The sequence below is a fragment of the Corynebacterium heidelbergense genome (assembly GCF_028609845.1).
GTDB lineage: Bacteria > Actinomycetota > Actinomycetes > Mycobacteriales > Mycobacteriaceae > Corynebacterium > Corynebacterium heidelbergense.
Genome location: NZ_CP063191.1, coordinates 322,511 through 339,403, shown reverse-complemented (window position 1 = coordinate 339,403; position 16,893 = coordinate 322,511). Strand labels below are relative to the sequence as shown.

Genomic DNA, 16,893 nt, shown 5'->3' with positions numbered 1-16,893 from the left:
TCCAAGGACCGATCGAAAAACATGTTCACCGACACCGCCGCCGAACCCACCACCATCATCCGCTTCGCCCGCCCGGAGTTCTATAGCGAGCAGCCGATCTATTCCGCTCAACCGAATTTGCGCCGCTCCACGGCCGTGACCTTCACGGAGGCCAACCCCTCCCGGATTGAGAAGCGCCGCCAACGCACCCGCACTTTCGCGGAGGATCCCTTCCGCTCCCGCTTCGGGCGCCGCTTGCCGAAGGCCATGCGCGAGGAAGCCCGCGGCCTGGACTGGAAGAGCTTCATCAACACCTACGCCCCGGCCGATATTCGCGTGGAGTCCTGGTACTCCTCCCGGCAGTCCTCCGGGCGCTTCGGCTACGAGATCGGCATGACCGGGCTGCGCTCCGACGGCATCGGCACCCAGGTCTCCATCACCGCCATGGGGGTTGCGAGCGCCATGAGCGAGGTCCTCGCCGATCACGGGTATGCCGTGGAGATCGCGGAGTTTCACCAGTACGACATCTTCGAGGCCACCGTTACCTTCATCTACACCGTCCACAAGCGCAAGCGCGTCTGGGCGGTCGGGTTCGGGTCCAATCGGGATTTGTCGATCGCCAGCGCCCTGTGCAGCGCGGCCACTCGTCTGCACCTGCGCTAGGGGTCTGCATCGGCGCTAGGGTCGGCGTCCTCTTCCTTTAGGACGCCACCCCCACCCAACGCGGTCCCCACTTTTCGAGCCGAAGGGTCTATGCCCCTTCGGCGAGGGAGGCCCGCAGCGTCTCCACATTGAGGTCCACGGCCGCGCGCCAGGCGTGCGGTTGGGTGAAGCCCTCCTCCGCCCCGGCATCGCCGCGGGTGCGTACCCCCGGCTCTAGGGCTGCGCCGGCCGCCCGCGCCGCCCGGCGCAACTGGGCATAGTCCCCGCCGGTTTCCAGGATCCGCAGAATGCCGGAGAGCTCCTCGGCGCAGTGCAGCTCCCGGGCCAGGGGCATGAGCCGGTCAACCCACTGCCGCAGCTCCCCGGCCACCTGCTTTTCGGTGGTTTCCCGGTCCGTGATGATGAGGGCCTGCAACCCATAGCGGGCGGCCCGCCACTTGTTCTCCGCGACGTGCCAGGGCTGCAGGATCGGCAGCGGCTGGCCGGCATCGTAGGCGCGCTCAAAATACAAAACCAGGCAGTGCACATAGGCACTCAGGGCGGCGACCTCCCACACCGCCATCGTGGCGTCCGCGAAGCGGATCTCGATCGTGCCGTACTTGGAGGGCCGCACGTCGAAATGCATGGACCCGGTGTGGCTGATCACCCCGGAGCGGTCTTGGTCCCGGTTGAACTCCTCCCACTGCTGCCAGGTGGTGAACTGGTAGGGCAGGCCGGCCGTGGGGAGCTGCTGGTACAGCAGGGTCCGGTTGGAGGCATAGCCGGTATCCAACCCCTCCCAGGCGGGGGAGGAGGCGGAGGCGGCCAGCACGTGGGGGTAGTGGGTCATAACCGCGTTGATGATGGGCCACACCTTCTCCTTGCTACCCACCCCCACGTGCATGTGGATCCCGAAGATGATCATCTGGCGCCCCCAATACTGGGTGCGCTCGATGATCTCCCGGTAGGAGGCCTTGTCGCTCATCTGCTGGTCCCCCCAATCCGCGAAGGGGTGGGTTCCGGCGCTAAACAGGTCCACGCCCATGATGTCTGCGCACTCGTAGAGCTGGCCTAGCTGCTCGCGCAGGTCCGCCACGGCGGCGGGAACGTCATCGTGGATGCCGGTGACCAGCTCCACCGTGTTCGCCATGAACTCGCGGGTCACGCGGTGCCCGGGGTGGCGCTCGTCCATGAGGTCCAGCAGATCCCCGGCGCGCGGGACGAGCTCACGGGACTTGCGGTCCACGAGGCAGACCTCCCATTCAATGCCCACAGTGGGTCGGGAGGGCGGAAAATCCATGCGGCTCAGTATAGCGACGTGCTATCGACCCAGATCGTTGGTGGTCACCACGACCACCGCCCCGGGGTTGGGGCCCTGCTGCATGCGGGCGCCGCCCAGGGAACGATCGATCTCTGGGGTGCGCTGCTCGGCGGGCAGGCCCAAATCGGATGCGACGCTTTCGGCCGCGGCGCGGGCATTGGCGTCCCCAGCGGGATAGAGAACAACGGAGCGCGGGAATCGATACTGCGTATCCGGGAGGTTCCCCACCCCGGTGTTGGCCCATTGGCGGCCGCGCAGCTTACCCGCCGTATCCCCGGCCAGGCCCTGCACCGGGCTGTTGTTCAGCACGGTGACGTAGGTGCGGGCGCGGTCCACCTGAGCCCCTTGGTTGCCGGTGCCGCTTCCGGCGGCGGCCCCGCCATCGCGCGGGGGCTCACTGCTGGGTGCGGGGGGCTGCTGGGAACCCCTGGGCTGGGCGGCGGCGCTGCTAGACGCCGGGGGCGCGGAGGGGACGGTGGAGATGCGCGCGCTGGACGTGGCGGCGCTCTGCGCGGCGTTGGTGGACTGGTCCCCGTCAGATCCCCCGAAGAAGCTGAATGCCCCCCATGCGGCGAGCAGGGCCCCAACGGCCAGCAGGACCATGGCCAGACCGCGCAGGGGCAGCCCCGGGGAGGGTTCGGTGGTTTCTGGGGCTTCGGCCGGGACGGCGAAAGCGGGATCTTCGTCGAGCGCGTGGCGCGGGCGGTGCGGTTCAGTCACGGAACTAGCCTACCGTTCCCCTTCGCGGCGACGCAGCAACGTGCGCACCAGCACCGGGTCGTGTTCCAAGGCTTCCGGGCGCTCGATGAGCGCGTTGAGGATCTGGAAGTAGCGCACCGGCTCCATGTGAAACTCCTCGCGGATGCGTTCGTTCTTGGCCCCGCGTTGCAGCCACCACTGGCGTTCGAAGGCCAGCATCCGCTTGTCCTCAGCACTGAGCATGGCCATAGACCTTAGTGCCTAAACTAAGGGGCCATGTCCTCCCCCAGCATCCTCCCCATCGTGATCGCCGGTGATCCCGTCCTGCACAACCCCACCCGCCCGGTAGAGCTGGGCGGGCTCGCTCCCAGCGCGGAAATCCAGGCGCTCATCGCGGACATGTACGCGACGATGGACGCGGCCCACGGGGTGGGCCTTGCCGCCAACCAGGTGGGCCGGACGGAGCGGCTGTTCGTCTACAACTGCCCGGATATCGACGGCCCCCACAAGGGCACCATGCGCCGGGGGTGCGTGATCAATCCAGAGCTGGAGACCTCCGAAATTCCAGAGACCATGCCGGACGAGGAGGACGACGAGGAGGGATGCCTGTCCGTGCCGGGCTACTCCTTCCCCACCGGGCGGGCGCAGTGGGCACGGGTCACGGGCTTCGACGAGCAGGGCCAGCCAGTCGACGTCGAGGGGACGGGCTTTTTCGCCCGGTGCCTGCAGCACGAGGTGGGCCACCTGGATGGATTCCTCTACACGGACAAGACGATCGGCCGTTGGCGGCGGGCGGCAAAGAAGGCGATCAGGGCCGAGGGGTGGGTGACCCCGGGGCACACCTGGACCCCGGGAGTGGATAAGGACCCCTTCGGCCATGACGACTGAACGGCGCGACACGGACATCTCCGCTTCTCGGGCGGGTGCGCGGGAGGTGGGGCTGGGCTTTCCCGTCTCCCGGCGCACGGATCCCGTGAGTATCGTGCCCGGCGCGCGGGTCATTGTGCGGCGGCTGCTACCGGCTGAGGAGCGCGAGGGGTCCTCCGGGCCCACGGTCACGGATGTGATCGGCGAGTTGCTGAGCATCGACCCGCTTCGGGTGCGCCCGCAGGCGCGGGCCAAGGCTGTTGGGAACACCGGGGTTATAACGCCAGCACACCCGTCAACGTACAACGGGGAAGATGACGCGGGCATCACCATCCCCCATGAGGACGTCGTCGTGCTCAAGACGCTCAGCGCCCGCCCGGTCCGCAATCGCGATATCCGCGCGGTGGAGGAAGCCACAGCAGCGGCCTTCCCGGGCCTGCACAACCAGTGGTTCGGCGGCTGGCTCGCCCGCGCCGGCGATGGCATTACGGAGCGGAGCAACTCTGCCGTCCCCCTGGCCCCGGAAGCCAGCACCCAGCCCGTTCCTCTGGCGGCGATCCAGCGCTTCTACGCCGAGCACCACCTGCCGACCCGCCTGCTGATCCCCGATCGGATTGGCCGCCCGGCCCAGGGCGTCGCCTCAGCCGACGTGGGTCCGGAGATCGTCGTCATGACGCGCGACCTCACCGACCTCCCGCCGCTGCCGGAGGGGATGGATGCCCGCCTGGGACCGGGGGGCACCCCTTCCTCGCATGGCCTGCAGGTCCAGATCGACCCCGCCCCGGAGGAGCAGTGGCTGTCCATGTACCACTTCCGGGGCCAGCCCCTGCCCCGGCATGCGCTCCGGCTGCTGTCCCAGCGCATCGAGGGCCACCTGGGCTTCGGGCGCGTGCTCCTCGATGGCCAGTTGGCTGCCATCACTCGAGGGACCGTCACCCATGGCGGTGGGCGGCAATGGTTGGGGTATTCGGCGGTGGAGGTCGCTCCCTCTTATCGACGCCAGGGCCTGGGCACCCTCCTGGGCATCGCCATGTTGCACTGGGGCCGCCGAGAAGGTGCTTCGGGCGCGTATCTACAAGTGGTGCAGAGCAATACGCCCGGCCGCGCGCTGTACCAGCGACTGGGTTTCTCCGAGCACCACCGCCACCGCTGCATCACCGTGGCCAGCACGGACAACCACCGGGAGTAACAGCGGGGGGATTCGCACCGCCGACCGGTGGGTAGTGTGGTGCCCATGCGGATCGCCACCTGGAACATCAACTCCGTGCGCACCCGAACCGAGCGCGTGCGGGACTTTCTGGAACGTTCGGATGTGGACGTGTTGTGCCTCCAGGAGACGAAGTGCACGGACGAGCAGTTCCCGGACTTCTCCAGCACCGGCTACGAACAAGCCCATCACGGCCTTCATGCCTTCAACGGGGTGGCCCTGCTCTCCCGGGTGGGACTGAAGGACGTGCGGACGGACTTCGGGCAGCCGGGCTTTGCCAAGGACCTCACCGCCACCCAGGAGCAGGAAGCGCGGGCCATCGGCGCCATCTGCGGCGGCGTGGAGGTGTGGAGCCTCTACGTCCCCAATGGCCGGGAGATCTGCGACCCCCACTACACCTACAAACTGGCCTGGTTGGAGGCTCTGGCCACCTATGCCGCGGATGAGGCCCCATCCAAGCTGTGCCTAACCGGGGATTTCAACATCGCTCCGCGGGACGAGGACGTTTGGGACCGGGAGGTGTTCAACGGGCGCACCCACGTGACCCCTCGGGAGCGCCAGGCCTTGGCGGACCTGGAGGCGGCTGGCATGACGCAGGCCACCGCGCTCGTGGAGAATGAGTACACCTATTGGGATTACCAAGCCATGCGCTTCAGCAAGAATGAGGGGATGCGCATCGATTTGCAGTTCGCCCGGGGCATCGCCCCCGAGTCGGCCCGGGTGGACCGGGATGAACGCAAAGGCAAAGGCGCCTCAGACCACGCACCTGTAGTAGTGACCTATGGTTTGGGATAGCTGGACACATTTTGTCCTGGACCTCTCCCCGGAGATCCAGTGGTGGCAGATCGCACTATTGGTTGCGGACTATGCCCTGAAGATCGTGGCTCTGGGGTGGGTGCCGCAGGACCGAAAACCGTCCTCGGCGATGGCGTGGCTGTTGGCCATCTTCCTCATCCCCTTCGTGGGAATTCTGCTGTTCTTCCTCATGGGATCCCCCTTCATCAACCGGCGCCGCCACATGATCCAGCAGCGGGCCAACGACATGCTCCGCCAACTGGGGGAGCACGAACCGGACGTGCCCATAGGGGCGCGAATCACCCCGGAGCTACGGGCCCTCGTCCGACTTAACCGCCACCTCACCGCGCTGCCCTCCACCGGGGGAACCCTGCAGGCGCTACACAGCGAGTACGAAGCCAGTATCGTAGCGATGGCCGCGGCCGTGGACCGGGCCCGCAGCTACGTGAACGTGGAAATCTACATCGTCGCCTGGGATCAGACGACGGACGTCTTCTTCCAGGCGCTGGGCCGGGCCGTAGATCGCGGGGTCAAGGTGCGCCTGCTCTACGACCACATCGGCTCGCTGAAGTACCCCGGCTCCGCCAAGCTCGGCAATCGGTTAGATGCCCTCGGCATCGAGTGGATGGTCATGCTGCCACTCAAGCCCTGGCGCTGGCGCTTCCGCCGCCCGGACCTACGAAACCACCGCAAACTGGTGGTCATCGACGGCGAAACCGCCTTTGTCGGTTCACAGAACATGATCGATTCGAGCTACCTTGTACGCAAAAACCGCAAGAACAAGCGGCACTGGGTGGACATCATGGCCGAGCTCTCCGGCCCGGTTGTCACGGAGATCAACTCCGTCTTCGCCGTGGATTGGTATACCGAATCCGGGCAATCCCTCGACCTCGTAGAACCCTCCGTCCGCACGGCCCAACTGGATGACGATAACCGGGACACCGGGGAGGACCTCATGCAGATCGTGCCCTCCGGCCCGGGTTTCCGCACCGAGCCCAACCTGCGATTGTTCACCTCCATGGCCCACCACGCCCAGCAGCGCCTGCGCATCGTCAGCCCTTACTTCATCCCGGACGAATCCCTCATGGCCGCGGTGACCACTGCCGCGTATCGCGGTGTGGACGTGGAGCTTTACGTTTCCGAGAAGTCGGACCAATCACTCGTGAACCGGGCGCAGTGCTCCTACTACTGGGAACTGCTCAAAGCGGGCGTACGCATCTTCCAGTACCCCTACCCCGCTGTGCTCCACACCAAGCTGGCGATCGCCGACGACCAGGTGGCCGTGATGGGCAGCGCGAACATGGACATGCGCTCCTTCAGCCTCAACTACGAGCTCACTTTAATGACCTGCGCAGGAAGAACCCTCGACGCGCTAAATGGTGTCGTCACCACATACCGCCGAGCGAGCCACGAACTCACCGAGGACGAATGGCGAGGGCGCCCCTGGTATGAACGCTATTTGGACAACGTGGCCCGGCTCACCAGCGCCTTACAGTAGGCACCGATGAGTTTTGCACAAAAGTACCTATCGCTGCACGTCTGGCCGCTAAACTCCCGTCCATGACGCCCCATCGGACCGGTATAACCACCCCGCCCATCCGCGGACGGCGAGCCGCAGAAGTTCTCCCCGAAGTCGACGTGGCGGAGATCGCAGCCTCCGTGTACGACTTCCTCTCCGCCACCCGGCGCCTCATGGAGCGACCCAACCAGAAGCTCTCCGTCTCCCAGTCCGAAATCGAAGTGCTGCAGTTCATCGCACACCACCCGGGATGCGGGGTATCCGACATCGCGCGCCTACGGTTTCTGCGCGCCTCCAACGTGTCCGCCACGGTGCGCCGATTGATCAACGCAGGCCTGGTCACCCGGCAGGCCAACGATCTGGACCGGCGGGCCCAGGACCTCTTCCTCTCCGATGACGGCATCGAGGTCATGAACCAGGTCACCGACGAATGGGCCATGCTTATCGCCGGGGCCACACGCCGAATGGATGCCCGGGACATCGCGAAGCTCCGCCGCGGCGTGCCCGCGCTGCGCAACCTGTCCATGGCGGCGGAAAGCCTGGTGGATGACATGCAGCGCAGGCAGGACTACTCGCTAGACTAGCGGGCGCGCGCTGGGCTAGGCGTCCCGACGCTTCAGCGCAATGACGCCGAGGACGAAGATCACCGCACACCACGCCGCAAAGTACAGAATGGATCCCGTTTGACCCCAAGGAGCATCGGTCACATCCTTCATCTGCGCGGCGTTGTCCATATTGCTGAACGGACCGAACGGGGCGATGTGGTCCCGCACCCAGGGCAGCGTGCCAAGCAGGATTCCCTCCAAAACCAGCTTCCACAGCAGCAGCAACGCGATGCCGCCGGCCGTATTGCGGGTCAGATACCCCACGCCCAGAGAAATAACCACGCTGAGCACCGTGTAAAGCACCAGACGACCAATCATCGTCCAAGCGCTATCGGCGCCGAGCGACACGCGATCCAGCAGAGCCGCATCCTCGATTTTCAGGCCCGCAGCCCAGTGCATCCCCACGACACTCAACACAGCGGTGACAAAGGAGATCACCGCGGCGATCGTGCCATAGGTGAGCAGCTTGGCCACCGCCACCGGCCAGCGCGACGGTGTGGCCAGCAGGGTGGTCTTTGCCGTGCCGGAACCATACTCGGTGGTGACCGTCATCACCGCCTGGATCATGATGATCATGAGGCCGAAGAAGAGGAACTGGGACAGAGCACCGTCCACGGACAGGCCCTCGAGGATCTGGGCCGTTGTAGACGGTTCCTGGTCCGACGGCGGATTGGCGACGTACTGGCCGGTGAACACGCCGCTCATCACCGTCAGCGCAATCGGGATGACGAGAGCCAGGAATGTGGTCCACCACAGGGCTTTGGTGGACGTGAGCTTAATCCACTCGGAACGGATGAGGTTGATCACTGGCTAACTTCCTCCGGGTTGGGCTGGGCGGGCAAAGACGGGCTCGCTGTGGCGTGGTACTCCACCGAATCGCCCGTCATGGACATGAAGGCATCCTCCAGGCTGGCGCGCTGCTGGGTCAGCTCACGCAGCCGCACACCGCAGCTGAAGGCCAAGCCGCCGACCCAGTCCGTGTCTTGAGAGTCGATAACCAGAATCTCCCGGTCCTCGTCGTCCTTGGCACGCTCGAAGGGGACATCCTCCTCTAACAAACCGGCCTGCAGCTCGTCCATGTGATCGCAGCGCACCACCGTCTTGGTGGTGGAGGCCGACTTGATGAATTCCTTCGTCGACGTATCGGCGATCAACTTCCCCTTGCCGATCACGACGAGGTGATCGGCAGTCTGGGCCATCTCTGACAGCAAGTGGGAGCTGATGAGGACGGTACGGCCCTCGCTGGCCAAGTGTCGCACGAACCCCCGCACCCACCGGATGCCCTCCGGGTCCAGGCCGTTGACCGGCTCGTCCAGGATGAGCACCTCCGGATCGCCCAGCAGCGCTGCCGCCAGCCCTAGCCGCTGGCCCATGCCGAGGGAGAACTTGCCGGCCTTGCGCCCCGCGACGTCCGACAGGCCCACGAGCCCCAGCACCTCATCCACCCGCTTTTTCGGAAAACCGTTCGCGGCGGCCAACCACTTCAGGTGGGCTGCGGCGCTGCGATTGGGGTGAACCCACTTCGCGTCCAGCAGCGTACCGACCTTCTCCAGGGGCCGCTTGTACGCGGCGTACGGTTTGCCGTCGACGGTCGCGCTGCCGGATGTTGGCCGGTCCAGGCCAGTAATCATCCGCATCGTCGTGGACTTCCCCGCACCGTTCGGGCCGAGGAACCCCGTCACTACCCCAGGTTTGACCGAGAAGGTCAGGTCGTTGACCGCAGCGGTTCCCCGGTACATCTTTGTGAGCTCGCGGACTTCGATCATGCGGACCAGTGTGCCAGAGAAAGCCTGGCGGGGCTGTATATACTCTTGGGCATGCCAGCACTCCCCGCGTTTGAGGCCGACCGGTGGATGGACAACGAAGAGGCCTCTGCCCACGGGACGCACTCCTTCCGCGGGTTTATCAACCCGGCGCTGCAGGCACCACGGCGGCTGGCGGACTTCGCGGGCACCACACCGGGCATCCTCACCCTCGTGTCCACCATCCTCGTCCTCGCCATTCTCGCTGCCGGTGGCGCAATGGCCCTGAGCTCCACCGCGCGGCAGGACGACCTGAACACCCTGGTGACCCGAACCGAGCCCCTGTCGAATGCGGCCCAGGACATGTTCAACTCACTGTCGGTGGCGGACTCGGTGGCCACCACCGGGTTCCTGCAGACGGGGTTTTCGGATAGCAAGCCGGACAAGGCCTACCAGGACGCAATTCAGGACGCCAGCTCCGCCATCGTCCGCGCAACCTCCGGCATCGACAACATCGAGTCCCGAGAGATGGAACTCGTCCTCCACGTGCAAAACCGCCTGCCGGAGTACGTCCGCCTCGTGGCCCAGGCACAGACCAACAACCGCGTGCAGAACCCGGTGGGCGCGGCCTACCTCACCCAGGCCAGCACCCTCATGCAGGACGAGATCCTGCCCGCGGCCCGCGAGCTCTACTCCCGCACCAGCTCGCTGGTCAGCCAGCAGCAGGCGAACATGGTCAAGCCCATGTGGTTCCCCCTATCCGGGCTGGTGGCGGCGGTGATCATGCTCATCCTGGCGCAGTTGTGGCTCGCCGCCTGGACGAACCGCCGGATCAACGTGGGATACTGCGCGGCCACCGTGCTCATGGTTGTGGCCCTCCTCTTCGCCGGAATCAACGCCGCGCTGACGTGGCACTCGGGTGCGCAAGGGGTACAGGGGACGGTGGATCCCCTGGAGAGCCTGACGGATGCGCGGATTTCCGCCCAGCAGGCCAGGACGGATGAGGCGCTGGGGCTGGTACAGCGCAACTACGATTCCTCTACCCAATCCGCCTTTTCCTCCCGCGTCGCCAAGATTGACCAGACGTTGGACAGTCTGCGGGACCAAGTCTCCAGCCCCCAGCGGATCGACGCCGCCCGGGAAGCTCTGCGCGGGTGGGATACCGCCCATGCCCAAATGGTCTCCCAGATCCAGGCCGGCAACTACGACTCGGCCTACAACATCGCCGTCGGTACCCAGAAGGAAAATGCGACGGGCACCAATTTCGAAAACTTCGATCAGCAGTTGCAGAAGCTCATCACCCAGACGCGCACGGAACTGCGGGATGTGCTGCTGGCCGGGCGCATTGGGGCAGAGCGGACGGCAACTGCGGTATTCATCCTCACTCTCATCGCCGCGGCGTGTACCATCGCCGGAACCCGCCCCCGCCTGCAGGAGTTCCTGTGATGAGCCGCCACCGCCACCCGCTGTCCCGACGCAGCACTCTGGCTGCGGTGGCCGCCGTGTGCCTGGCCTGCTCCGGGTGCGTCGCCGCCGAACCGACGCTGCCCTCGTGGCCCACGCCCTTGAAGAACCCCGGCTCGGACCTTCCGGCAGGCTCCAAGTTGGCCAAGCCCTATCCTGCGGGCCTACCACCGATCTCCGCGAGAGAGCCGCTGGGGGCCCTGCGCCCAGACGATCGGCCCGTGGGTTCCCGGGTACCGCAGATCATCGAACGGGGCCGGCTCATCGTGGGGGTGGCGCAATCCCTGAACCGGCTGGGCTTCCGGGATCCGATTACCGGCGAGCTGGCGGGCTTCGAGGTGGACCTAGCCCGGGAGGTAGCCCGGGATATCTTCAACGATCCAACAAAAATCGAATTTCGCTACGTAGAGTCCCGCCAGCGGGAGGAGGCCCTGCGCAACGGGGATGTGGACATCGTCGTGCGCACGATGTCCATCACCCGCGATCGGCAGAAGACGGTGGAATTCTCCCTCCCTTACCTGCAGGTACACCCCCGCCTGCTGGTCCTGCGGGGTTCCGGTATCAGCTCCATTGCGGACTTGGAGAACTCCACAGTGTGCGTCACACAGGATTCCACCTCCGCGCAGACGGTGCAGAACCTCAAAGTCGCCTGGTTGCTGCAGACCTTGACGTGGTCCGAATGCCTCATGGCAATGCAGCGCCACCAGGTGGACGCGATCTACTCCGACGATGCCATTCTCTCCGGGCTGCAGGCCCAAGATCCGAACACGGAGTTAGTGGGCGATAGCGCGGATTCCGGGTACTACGCGGTGGCTACTGCCCCGCCGGGGGCCCCGCGCGATACCGCGGGGTTGGCCATGCAGGTCAATGCCACGATCGAACGCATCCGCGCCGATGGGACGTGGGACCGCCTGTACCGGCAATGGATGCAGCAGTACCTCGGGTCCCCCGGGGCCCTGCCGATGCGCTATCGCACCGATCAGCAATCTGCGGAGTTGTTGGAAGAGCGCAAGGCAGGTGAACAGTGACGGCTTCACAGCACCCCAAGGACTGGGACCCCGAAGAAGATATGGACACGGGGTTTGTGGACCACCCGGAGGAGGCCACCGCCGCAGTGCCCTTCGACCCATTCGCCGACGAGGACAGCGACAGCTCGGAGATCGCCGCTCCCCTGGCCCCGCAGGTGGATTCTTCCGAGCTGAGCCGCCAGCGCGCGCTGTCCACGTTCCGGCAGCGCCGCGGCACGTCCCGGGGCGGTGCCGTGGTCGCCGGAGGCATGGTGACCCTGCCCTTTGTGCACCCCACGGAGCCGGCGGAGGCGATCATCGACCCTGCGGAGGAGATCGCCAAGGGGGTGGAGCCGCCGACCCTGCGCAAGGGGGACATCATCGCGAACCAGTACGAGATTCTAGGCCCGGTGGCCCACGGCGGGCTCGGCTGGATCTACATCGCCATCGACCATTTCGTCGCGGACCGCTACGTGGTGCTCAAGGGCCTCATGGAGACGGAGAACGAGCACGAGCGGGCCGTCGCGGAATCTGAACGTTCCTTCCTGGCGGACATCACGCACCCGGGGATTGTCAAGATCTTCAACTTCATCGACGATCCCCGCGCCCCCGGCGGGTTCATCGTCATGGAGTTCGTCGGCGGCCCTTCCCTGCGCAATCGGCGGCGGCTGGCCCCGGGGCAGGTGCTGGACGTGGATCGGGCGATGGGGTACATCCTGGAGGTCCTGCCGGCCTTGGACTACCTGCACTCGCGGGGGGTGGTGTACAACGACCTGAAGCCGGACAACATCATCATCACCGAGGATCAGGTCAAGCTCATCGACCTGGGCGCGGTGACGGGGGTGGGGGCCTACGGCCACATCTTCGGTACGCGCGGGTTCCAGGCCCCGGAGATCACTAAAACCGGTCCGACCGTGGCCAGCGATATTTACACCGTAGGGCGGACGCTGGCCAGTTTGATTGTGCGGTTGCCGGTCACTGATGGGGTTTACGACGCCACCCTCCCGACCCCGGATGAGGAGCCTCTGTTCCGGGAATACATGTCGCTGTATCGCCTTCTGCTGCGGGCGACGGATCCGGACCCGGAGGCGAGATTCTCCTCGGCCACGGCGATGGCCAACCAGATGGTGGGCGTACTGCGGGAGATCCTCGCTGTGCGGGACGGCCGAAACTTCCCGCACCTCAACACGCGGTTCACGGCCCAGCGTTCAACGTTCGGAACGAAGCACATCGTCTTTCGCACGGATCAGCTCATCGATGGCATTAAGCGGTCCGTGGAGATCTCCGCCCCGGAGGTGGTCGCGGCGCTGCCCACTCCTCTGACGGACCCGGAGGATCCCGGCGCGGCGCTACTGTCCGCAGCGAGCTTCACAGAGCCCGGAGAGGTGGTGGACACGCTGCGCCGGGCCTTGGGCCAGCAGGATCTGGCCCAGTCTGTAGAGATTCCCCTGACCATGGTGCGAGCCCGTCTGGACATGGGCCAGATCGCCCAGGCCACGCAGCAGTTGGAGGAGTTGGGCGAGCAGTTGGGTGACGATTGGCGCTATCACTGGCACTCGGGGATCGCCTCCCTGCTCACCGGGGACTACGCGAAGGCCCAGCAACGGTTCAATCGGGTGTTGTACATCCTGCCGGGGGAGCCCGCCCCCAAGCTGGCCCTGGCCGCCACTGACGAGTTGATGTTGCAGCAGCAGGGCGTGAACAATACCCGTCTGCTCAATCAGCGGGCGGCCCGCGCGGCGGGCTCCCTGGCCTATGCGCAGCGGGTGCCGGTGGATGACTACTCCACCTTGCCGGGCTGGGGGCACATAACCAACGATCCGGTCGCGCTGCGGTTTCACGCCATGCGCCTGTACGGGCTGGTGTGGATCACTAATCCGAACACGGTGTCCAGCGCCTTCGGCCTCGCCCGCCAGCTCCAGGCGGAGGCGATGGTGGATACGGCGGTCTCTGCCCTAGACCGGGTGCCCCAGTCCTCCCGCCATCAGCGGTTGGCCCGGTTGACCACCATCTTGCTGCTCATCTCCGATTCAGCGAACCTCACGGAATCCCGCATCCGGCGGGCCGCCCGGCGCCTGGAGATGTTGCCGACGAACGAGCCGCGGATGCCGCAGGTCCGCCTTGCCGTGCTCTCGGCGGGGTTGCAGTGGCTGCGCTCGGGGGCCTCCCACAGCACCAATCCGCTGTTCGACGTGGAGTTCACGGAACGCGGCCTGCGCACGGGTCTGGAGGCGGGCCTGCGGCAGTTGGCCCGGCAGGCCCAGTTCGCCCGGCACCGGTATCGGCTGGTGGACATGGCCAACCGGATCCGGCCGCGCACCTGGTTCTGATTTCCCCGGGGGAGGAGGAGGGAGCGGCTCCAGCCCCCTGTGCGTCCAGCTTTTGCGCCCTCTACGCGGCCGGCTGCCTACTCCTGCTCGGCCAGCTTTACCGCGTATCGGGCGATGGCCAGCTCCTCGTTAGTGGGCACCACGAACACCTTCACCGCAGAATCCGAGGCGGAAATTTCGAAGGGGCCGTCCACGTCCCGGTTCGCGTTGCGCTCGGCGTCCATGACGATGCCGAAGTTCTCCAGCCCCGCCATAGCGTCGGCGCGCACCTGGGCGGCGTTCTCCCCCACGCCCGCGGTGAAGGAAATAGCGTCGAGCCGGCCGAGGTTGAGCATGTAGGAACCCACGAAGCGGCGCAGTTGGTAGATGTACACGTCGTAGGCGAGCTTGGCGTTCTCGTCACCGTTGTCGATCATCTCCTTGAGCTCGCGGAAGTCGTTCACCCCGGATAGGCCCTTGAGCCCGGATCTGCGGTTCAGCAGGTTGTCGATTTCGTCGACGCCCATCCCGGCAGAGCGCTTGAGGTGGAAGATGATGGAGGGGTCGATGTCCCCACAGCGGGTGCCCATGACCAGCCCGGCCAGTGGGGTTAGGCCCATGGAGGTGTCCACGGCCACCCCACCGCGCACTGCGGCGGCAGAGGCCCCGTTGCCCAGGTGAAGGGTGATCTGGTTGACGTCCTCCGGCTCTTTGCCGAGCAGGCCGGGGACCTGTGCGGAGATGTACTCGTGGCTGGTGCCGTGGAAACCGTAGCGGCGGATGTTGTGCTCGGTGGCCACGTCCTTGTCCAGGGCGTAGAAGGCCGCCTTGTCCGGCAGGGTGGAGAAGAAACTCGTGTCGAACACGGCCACGTGGGGCACGCCCGGCAGCAGAGCCCGGGCGTTTTCGATGCCGTCGATGTGGGCGGGGTTGTGCAGCGGGGCCAGGGGGATGAGGTCGCGAATGTCCTTCACAACCTTGTCGTCTATGACGACGGGGCCGCTGAAGGTCGGGCCGCCGTGCACCACGCGGTGCCCCACTGCGACGAGGTCGAGGTCCTGGGGGCCCACGCCAAGCAGGCTCATCATGCCGAAGGCGCGTTCCAGGCCGACGGAGTGGGAGAGCAGCGGGCGGGTGTCCTCCATCTTGGAGGTTTCCGTCTGGATTTTGATGTGGCCCTTGGGCTCCCCGATCTTCTCGACGATGCCGGAGACGAAAGGGGGTTCGGTGGAGTCCGCCGCAGGGTCCAGAACTTGGAATTTGATGGAGGAGGAGCCGCTGTTAAGGACCAGCGCATACTTGGTATCAGACATGGTGGAAGACGAAACCTTCTAGCTTTGGATGGCGGTGATGGCCACGGTATTGACGATGTCCGGCACCGTGGCACCGCGGGAGAGGTCGTTGACGGGCTTGTTGAGCCCCTGGAGGATGGGTCCCACGGCCAGGGCATCCGCGGTGCGCTGCACGGCCTTGTAGGCGATGTTTCCGCTGTTGAGGTCCGGGAAGACGAACACGGTGGCCCGGCCCGCGACGTCGGAGCCGGGCATCTTCTTCTGGCCCACGGATTCCACCACGGCCGCGTCGAACTGCAGGGGTCCGTCGAGCTCTAGGTCGGGGTTATCCTGCTTGGCCTTCTCCACTGCGGCGGCCACGGCCTCCACGTCCTCGCCCGACCCGGAGGTGCCGGTGGAGTAGCTCAGCAGGGCCACGCGCGGTTCGATCCCGAACTGGGCGGCGGTTTTCGCGCTCACGGCGGCGATCTCGGCGAGCTGGTCGGAGGTCGGGTTGGGGTTGACGGCGCAGTCCCCGAAAGCCCACAACACCCCGTCCATGACCATGAGGAAGATGGAGCTGACCACAGAGGAGCCCGGCGCGGTCTTGATGATCTGGAAGGAGGGCTTGATGGTGTGCGCCGTGGTGTGGGCGGCCCCGGAGACCATCCCGTCGGCGAGCCCCTGGTGCACCATCATGGTGGCGTAGTAGCTGATGTCCTGCATCGTCTCGCGGGCCTGCTCCAGGGTGACCCCCTTGGCTTTGCGCAGCTCAGCAAAGTCTTTGGCGAACTGTTCTAACTGGTCCCCGCCGGTGGGGTCGACCAGGGTGGCACCGGACAGATCCAAATCCAGCTCCTTAGAACGCGCCGCAATGGCGTCCGGATCCCCCAGAATCGTCAGCTCGCACACCTTCTTGGCCAGCAGCTGATCGGCGGCCTGCAAAATGCGGTCGTCGTCGCCTTCCGGCAGGACGATGTGGGCCTTTTTCTCTCGGGCCTGTTTGAGCAGGTTGCGCTCGAACAGCTCCGGGCCGATGATCGGCTCCCGGGTCTGTGCATCTCTTATGGACGCCACATCGACCCGGCGCACCGCCTGGCCTTCGCATTCCACTGCACTGCCCGTACGCTCGGGCTCGTCGATGACGTACAGGCCGGCGGGGACGCGGTCGATACGGACGAGCTGACCCAGCGCCTGCTGGACGGCGATCCCGTCCTCCTTGTCGGCGGAGACGAGGAAGTGGGCGGCGCCCAGGGCCCCGGCCAGGCGGGCGTCGAAGGTGATGGACCCGGTGCCGACGATGATGTCCCCGGTGATGTCGAGGGCAGCGGCGAATTCGGGAGCCGCGGGCCGGATGTGGTTGAAGATGTCCACCGCACCCGGGAAGGTCTGCAGGAGTTCTGCGCGCCGGGCGGCGGCGCTGGCTATGGGGCTGAGGATGGAACGAGGGGTTGACTCGGACACAG

General features: G+C 66.0%; 16 protein-coding genes. 9 read left to right on the top strand and 7 right to left on the bottom strand.

The window, feature by feature from the left end; all coding sequences use genetic code 11:
- Positions 1-21 precede the first annotated feature (21 nt).
- Positions 22-642 carry a hypothetical protein gene (locus CHEID_RS01405; protein WP_112769328.1) on the top strand — a complete coding sequence of 207 codons (621 nt, stop codon included), beginning with the start codon at positions 22-24 and terminating at the stop codon, positions 640-642.
- Between the two features lie 88 nt (positions 643-730).
- Here the strand turns inward: CHEID_RS01405 and CHEID_RS01400 are convergent, their stop codons facing one another.
- Genes CHEID_RS01400 through CHEID_RS01390 form a run of 3 tightly spaced genes read right to left on the bottom strand, consistent with a single transcriptional unit; the run spans position 731 to position 2,890 of the window.
- Complete coding sequence (locus CHEID_RS01400; protein WP_112769329.1) at positions 731-1,921, bottom strand: glutamate--cysteine ligase; 1,191 nt, start codon at positions 1,919-1,921, stop codon at positions 731-733.
- A gap of 21 nt (positions 1,922-1,942) precedes the next feature.
- Positions 1,943-2,662, bottom strand: a complete 720-nt coding sequence (locus CHEID_RS01395) for a LytR C-terminal domain-containing protein (protein ID WP_112769330.1) — start codon at positions 2,660-2,662, stop codon at positions 1,943-1,945.
- Between the two features lie 9 nt (positions 2,663-2,671).
- Positions 2,672-2,890, bottom strand: a complete 219-nt coding sequence (locus CHEID_RS01390; protein ID WP_238596894.1) for a DUF3263 domain-containing protein — start codon at positions 2,888-2,890, stop codon at positions 2,672-2,674.
- A 27-nt stretch (positions 2,891-2,917) separates the two neighbouring features.
- Between CHEID_RS01390 and CHEID_RS01385 the strand changes: the two genes are divergently transcribed.
- The 5 genes from CHEID_RS01385 to CHEID_RS01365 all read left to right on the top strand — a co-directional run bounded on the left by CHEID_RS01385 (position 2,918) and on the right by CHEID_RS01365 (position 7,613).
- On the top strand, positions 2,918-3,529 hold the full coding sequence (locus CHEID_RS01385; RefSeq protein ID WP_112769331.1) for a peptide deformylase: 612 nt from the start codon (positions 2,918-2,920) through the stop codon (positions 3,527-3,529).
- Positions 3,519-4,697, top strand: a complete 1,179-nt coding sequence (locus CHEID_RS01380) for an N-acetylglutamate synthase, CG3035 family (RefSeq protein ID WP_112769332.1) — start codon at positions 3,519-3,521, stop codon at positions 4,695-4,697. Before CHEID_RS01385 ends, CHEID_RS01380 begins: the two co-directional genes overlap by 11 nt.
- Before the next feature lie 45 nt (positions 4,698-4,742).
- The gene (locus CHEID_RS01375) at positions 4,743-5,510 is read left to right on the top strand and encodes an exodeoxyribonuclease III (protein WP_112769333.1); all 768 of its coding nucleotides are present in this window, start codon (positions 4,743-4,745) and stop codon (positions 5,508-5,510) included.
- Positions 5,497-7,008, top strand: coding sequence for a cardiolipin synthase (gene cls / locus CHEID_RS01370; RefSeq protein WP_112769334.1), 1,512 nt, complete (start codon positions 5,497-5,499; stop codon positions 7,006-7,008). Before CHEID_RS01375 ends, cls begins: the two co-directional genes overlap by 14 nt.
- A gap of 62 nt (positions 7,009-7,070) precedes the next feature.
- Positions 7,071-7,613, top strand: a complete 543-nt coding sequence (locus CHEID_RS01365; protein ID WP_112769335.1) for a MarR family winged helix-turn-helix transcriptional regulator — start codon at positions 7,071-7,073, stop codon at positions 7,611-7,613.
- Between the two features lie 15 nt (positions 7,614-7,628).
- Here CHEID_RS01365 and CHEID_RS01360 read toward each other — a convergent pair whose 3' ends face one another.
- Both CHEID_RS01360 and CHEID_RS01355 read right to left on the bottom strand, forming a co-directional pair.
- Positions 7,629-8,441, bottom strand: a complete 813-nt coding sequence (locus tag CHEID_RS01360) for an ABC transporter permease (RefSeq protein ID WP_181645904.1) — start codon at positions 8,439-8,441, stop codon at positions 7,629-7,631.
- Positions 8,438-9,400, bottom strand: coding sequence for an ABC transporter ATP-binding protein (locus CHEID_RS01355; protein WP_112769336.1), 963 nt, complete (start codon positions 9,398-9,400; stop codon positions 8,438-8,440). The genes CHEID_RS01360 and CHEID_RS01355 overlap by 4 nt, the downstream gene beginning before the upstream one ends.
- Before the next feature lie 51 nt (positions 9,401-9,451).
- Here CHEID_RS01355 and CHEID_RS01350 point away from each other — a divergent pair, with 51 nt between their 5' ends.
- Genes CHEID_RS01350 through CHEID_RS01340 form a run of 3 tightly spaced genes read left to right on the top strand, consistent with a single transcriptional unit; the run spans position 9,452 to position 14,177 of the window.
- Entirely contained in the window at positions 9,452-10,822 is a 1,371-nt protein-coding gene (locus CHEID_RS01350; RefSeq protein WP_112769337.1) for an MCP four helix bundle domain-containing protein, read from the top strand.
- The gene (locus CHEID_RS01345; RefSeq protein WP_112769338.1) at positions 10,822-11,868 is read left to right on the top strand and encodes a glutamate ABC transporter substrate-binding protein; all 1,047 of its coding nucleotides are present in this window, start codon (positions 10,822-10,824) and stop codon (positions 11,866-11,868) included. Before CHEID_RS01350 ends, CHEID_RS01345 begins: the two co-directional genes overlap by 1 nt.
- Positions 11,869-11,909: 41 nt before the next feature.
- Positions 11,910-14,177, top strand: coding sequence for a serine/threonine protein kinase (locus CHEID_RS01340; protein WP_112769345.1), 2,268 nt, complete (start codon positions 11,910-11,912; stop codon positions 14,175-14,177).
- Positions 14,178-14,254: 77 nt separating this feature from the next.
- Here CHEID_RS01340 and CHEID_RS01335 read toward each other — a convergent pair whose 3' ends face one another.
- Positions 14,255-15,469 (bottom strand): acetate kinase, encoded by a 1,215-nt coding sequence (locus CHEID_RS01335; protein ID WP_112769339.1) that lies wholly within the window; start codon positions 15,467-15,469, stop codon positions 14,255-14,257.
- 18 nt (positions 15,470-15,487) lie between these two features.
- On the bottom strand, positions 15,488-16,822 hold the full coding sequence (pta, locus tag CHEID_RS01330) for a phosphate acetyltransferase (protein ID WP_420536388.1): 1,335 nt from the start codon (positions 16,820-16,822) through the stop codon (positions 15,488-15,490).
- Between the last annotated feature and the right edge of the window lie 71 nt (positions 16,823-16,893).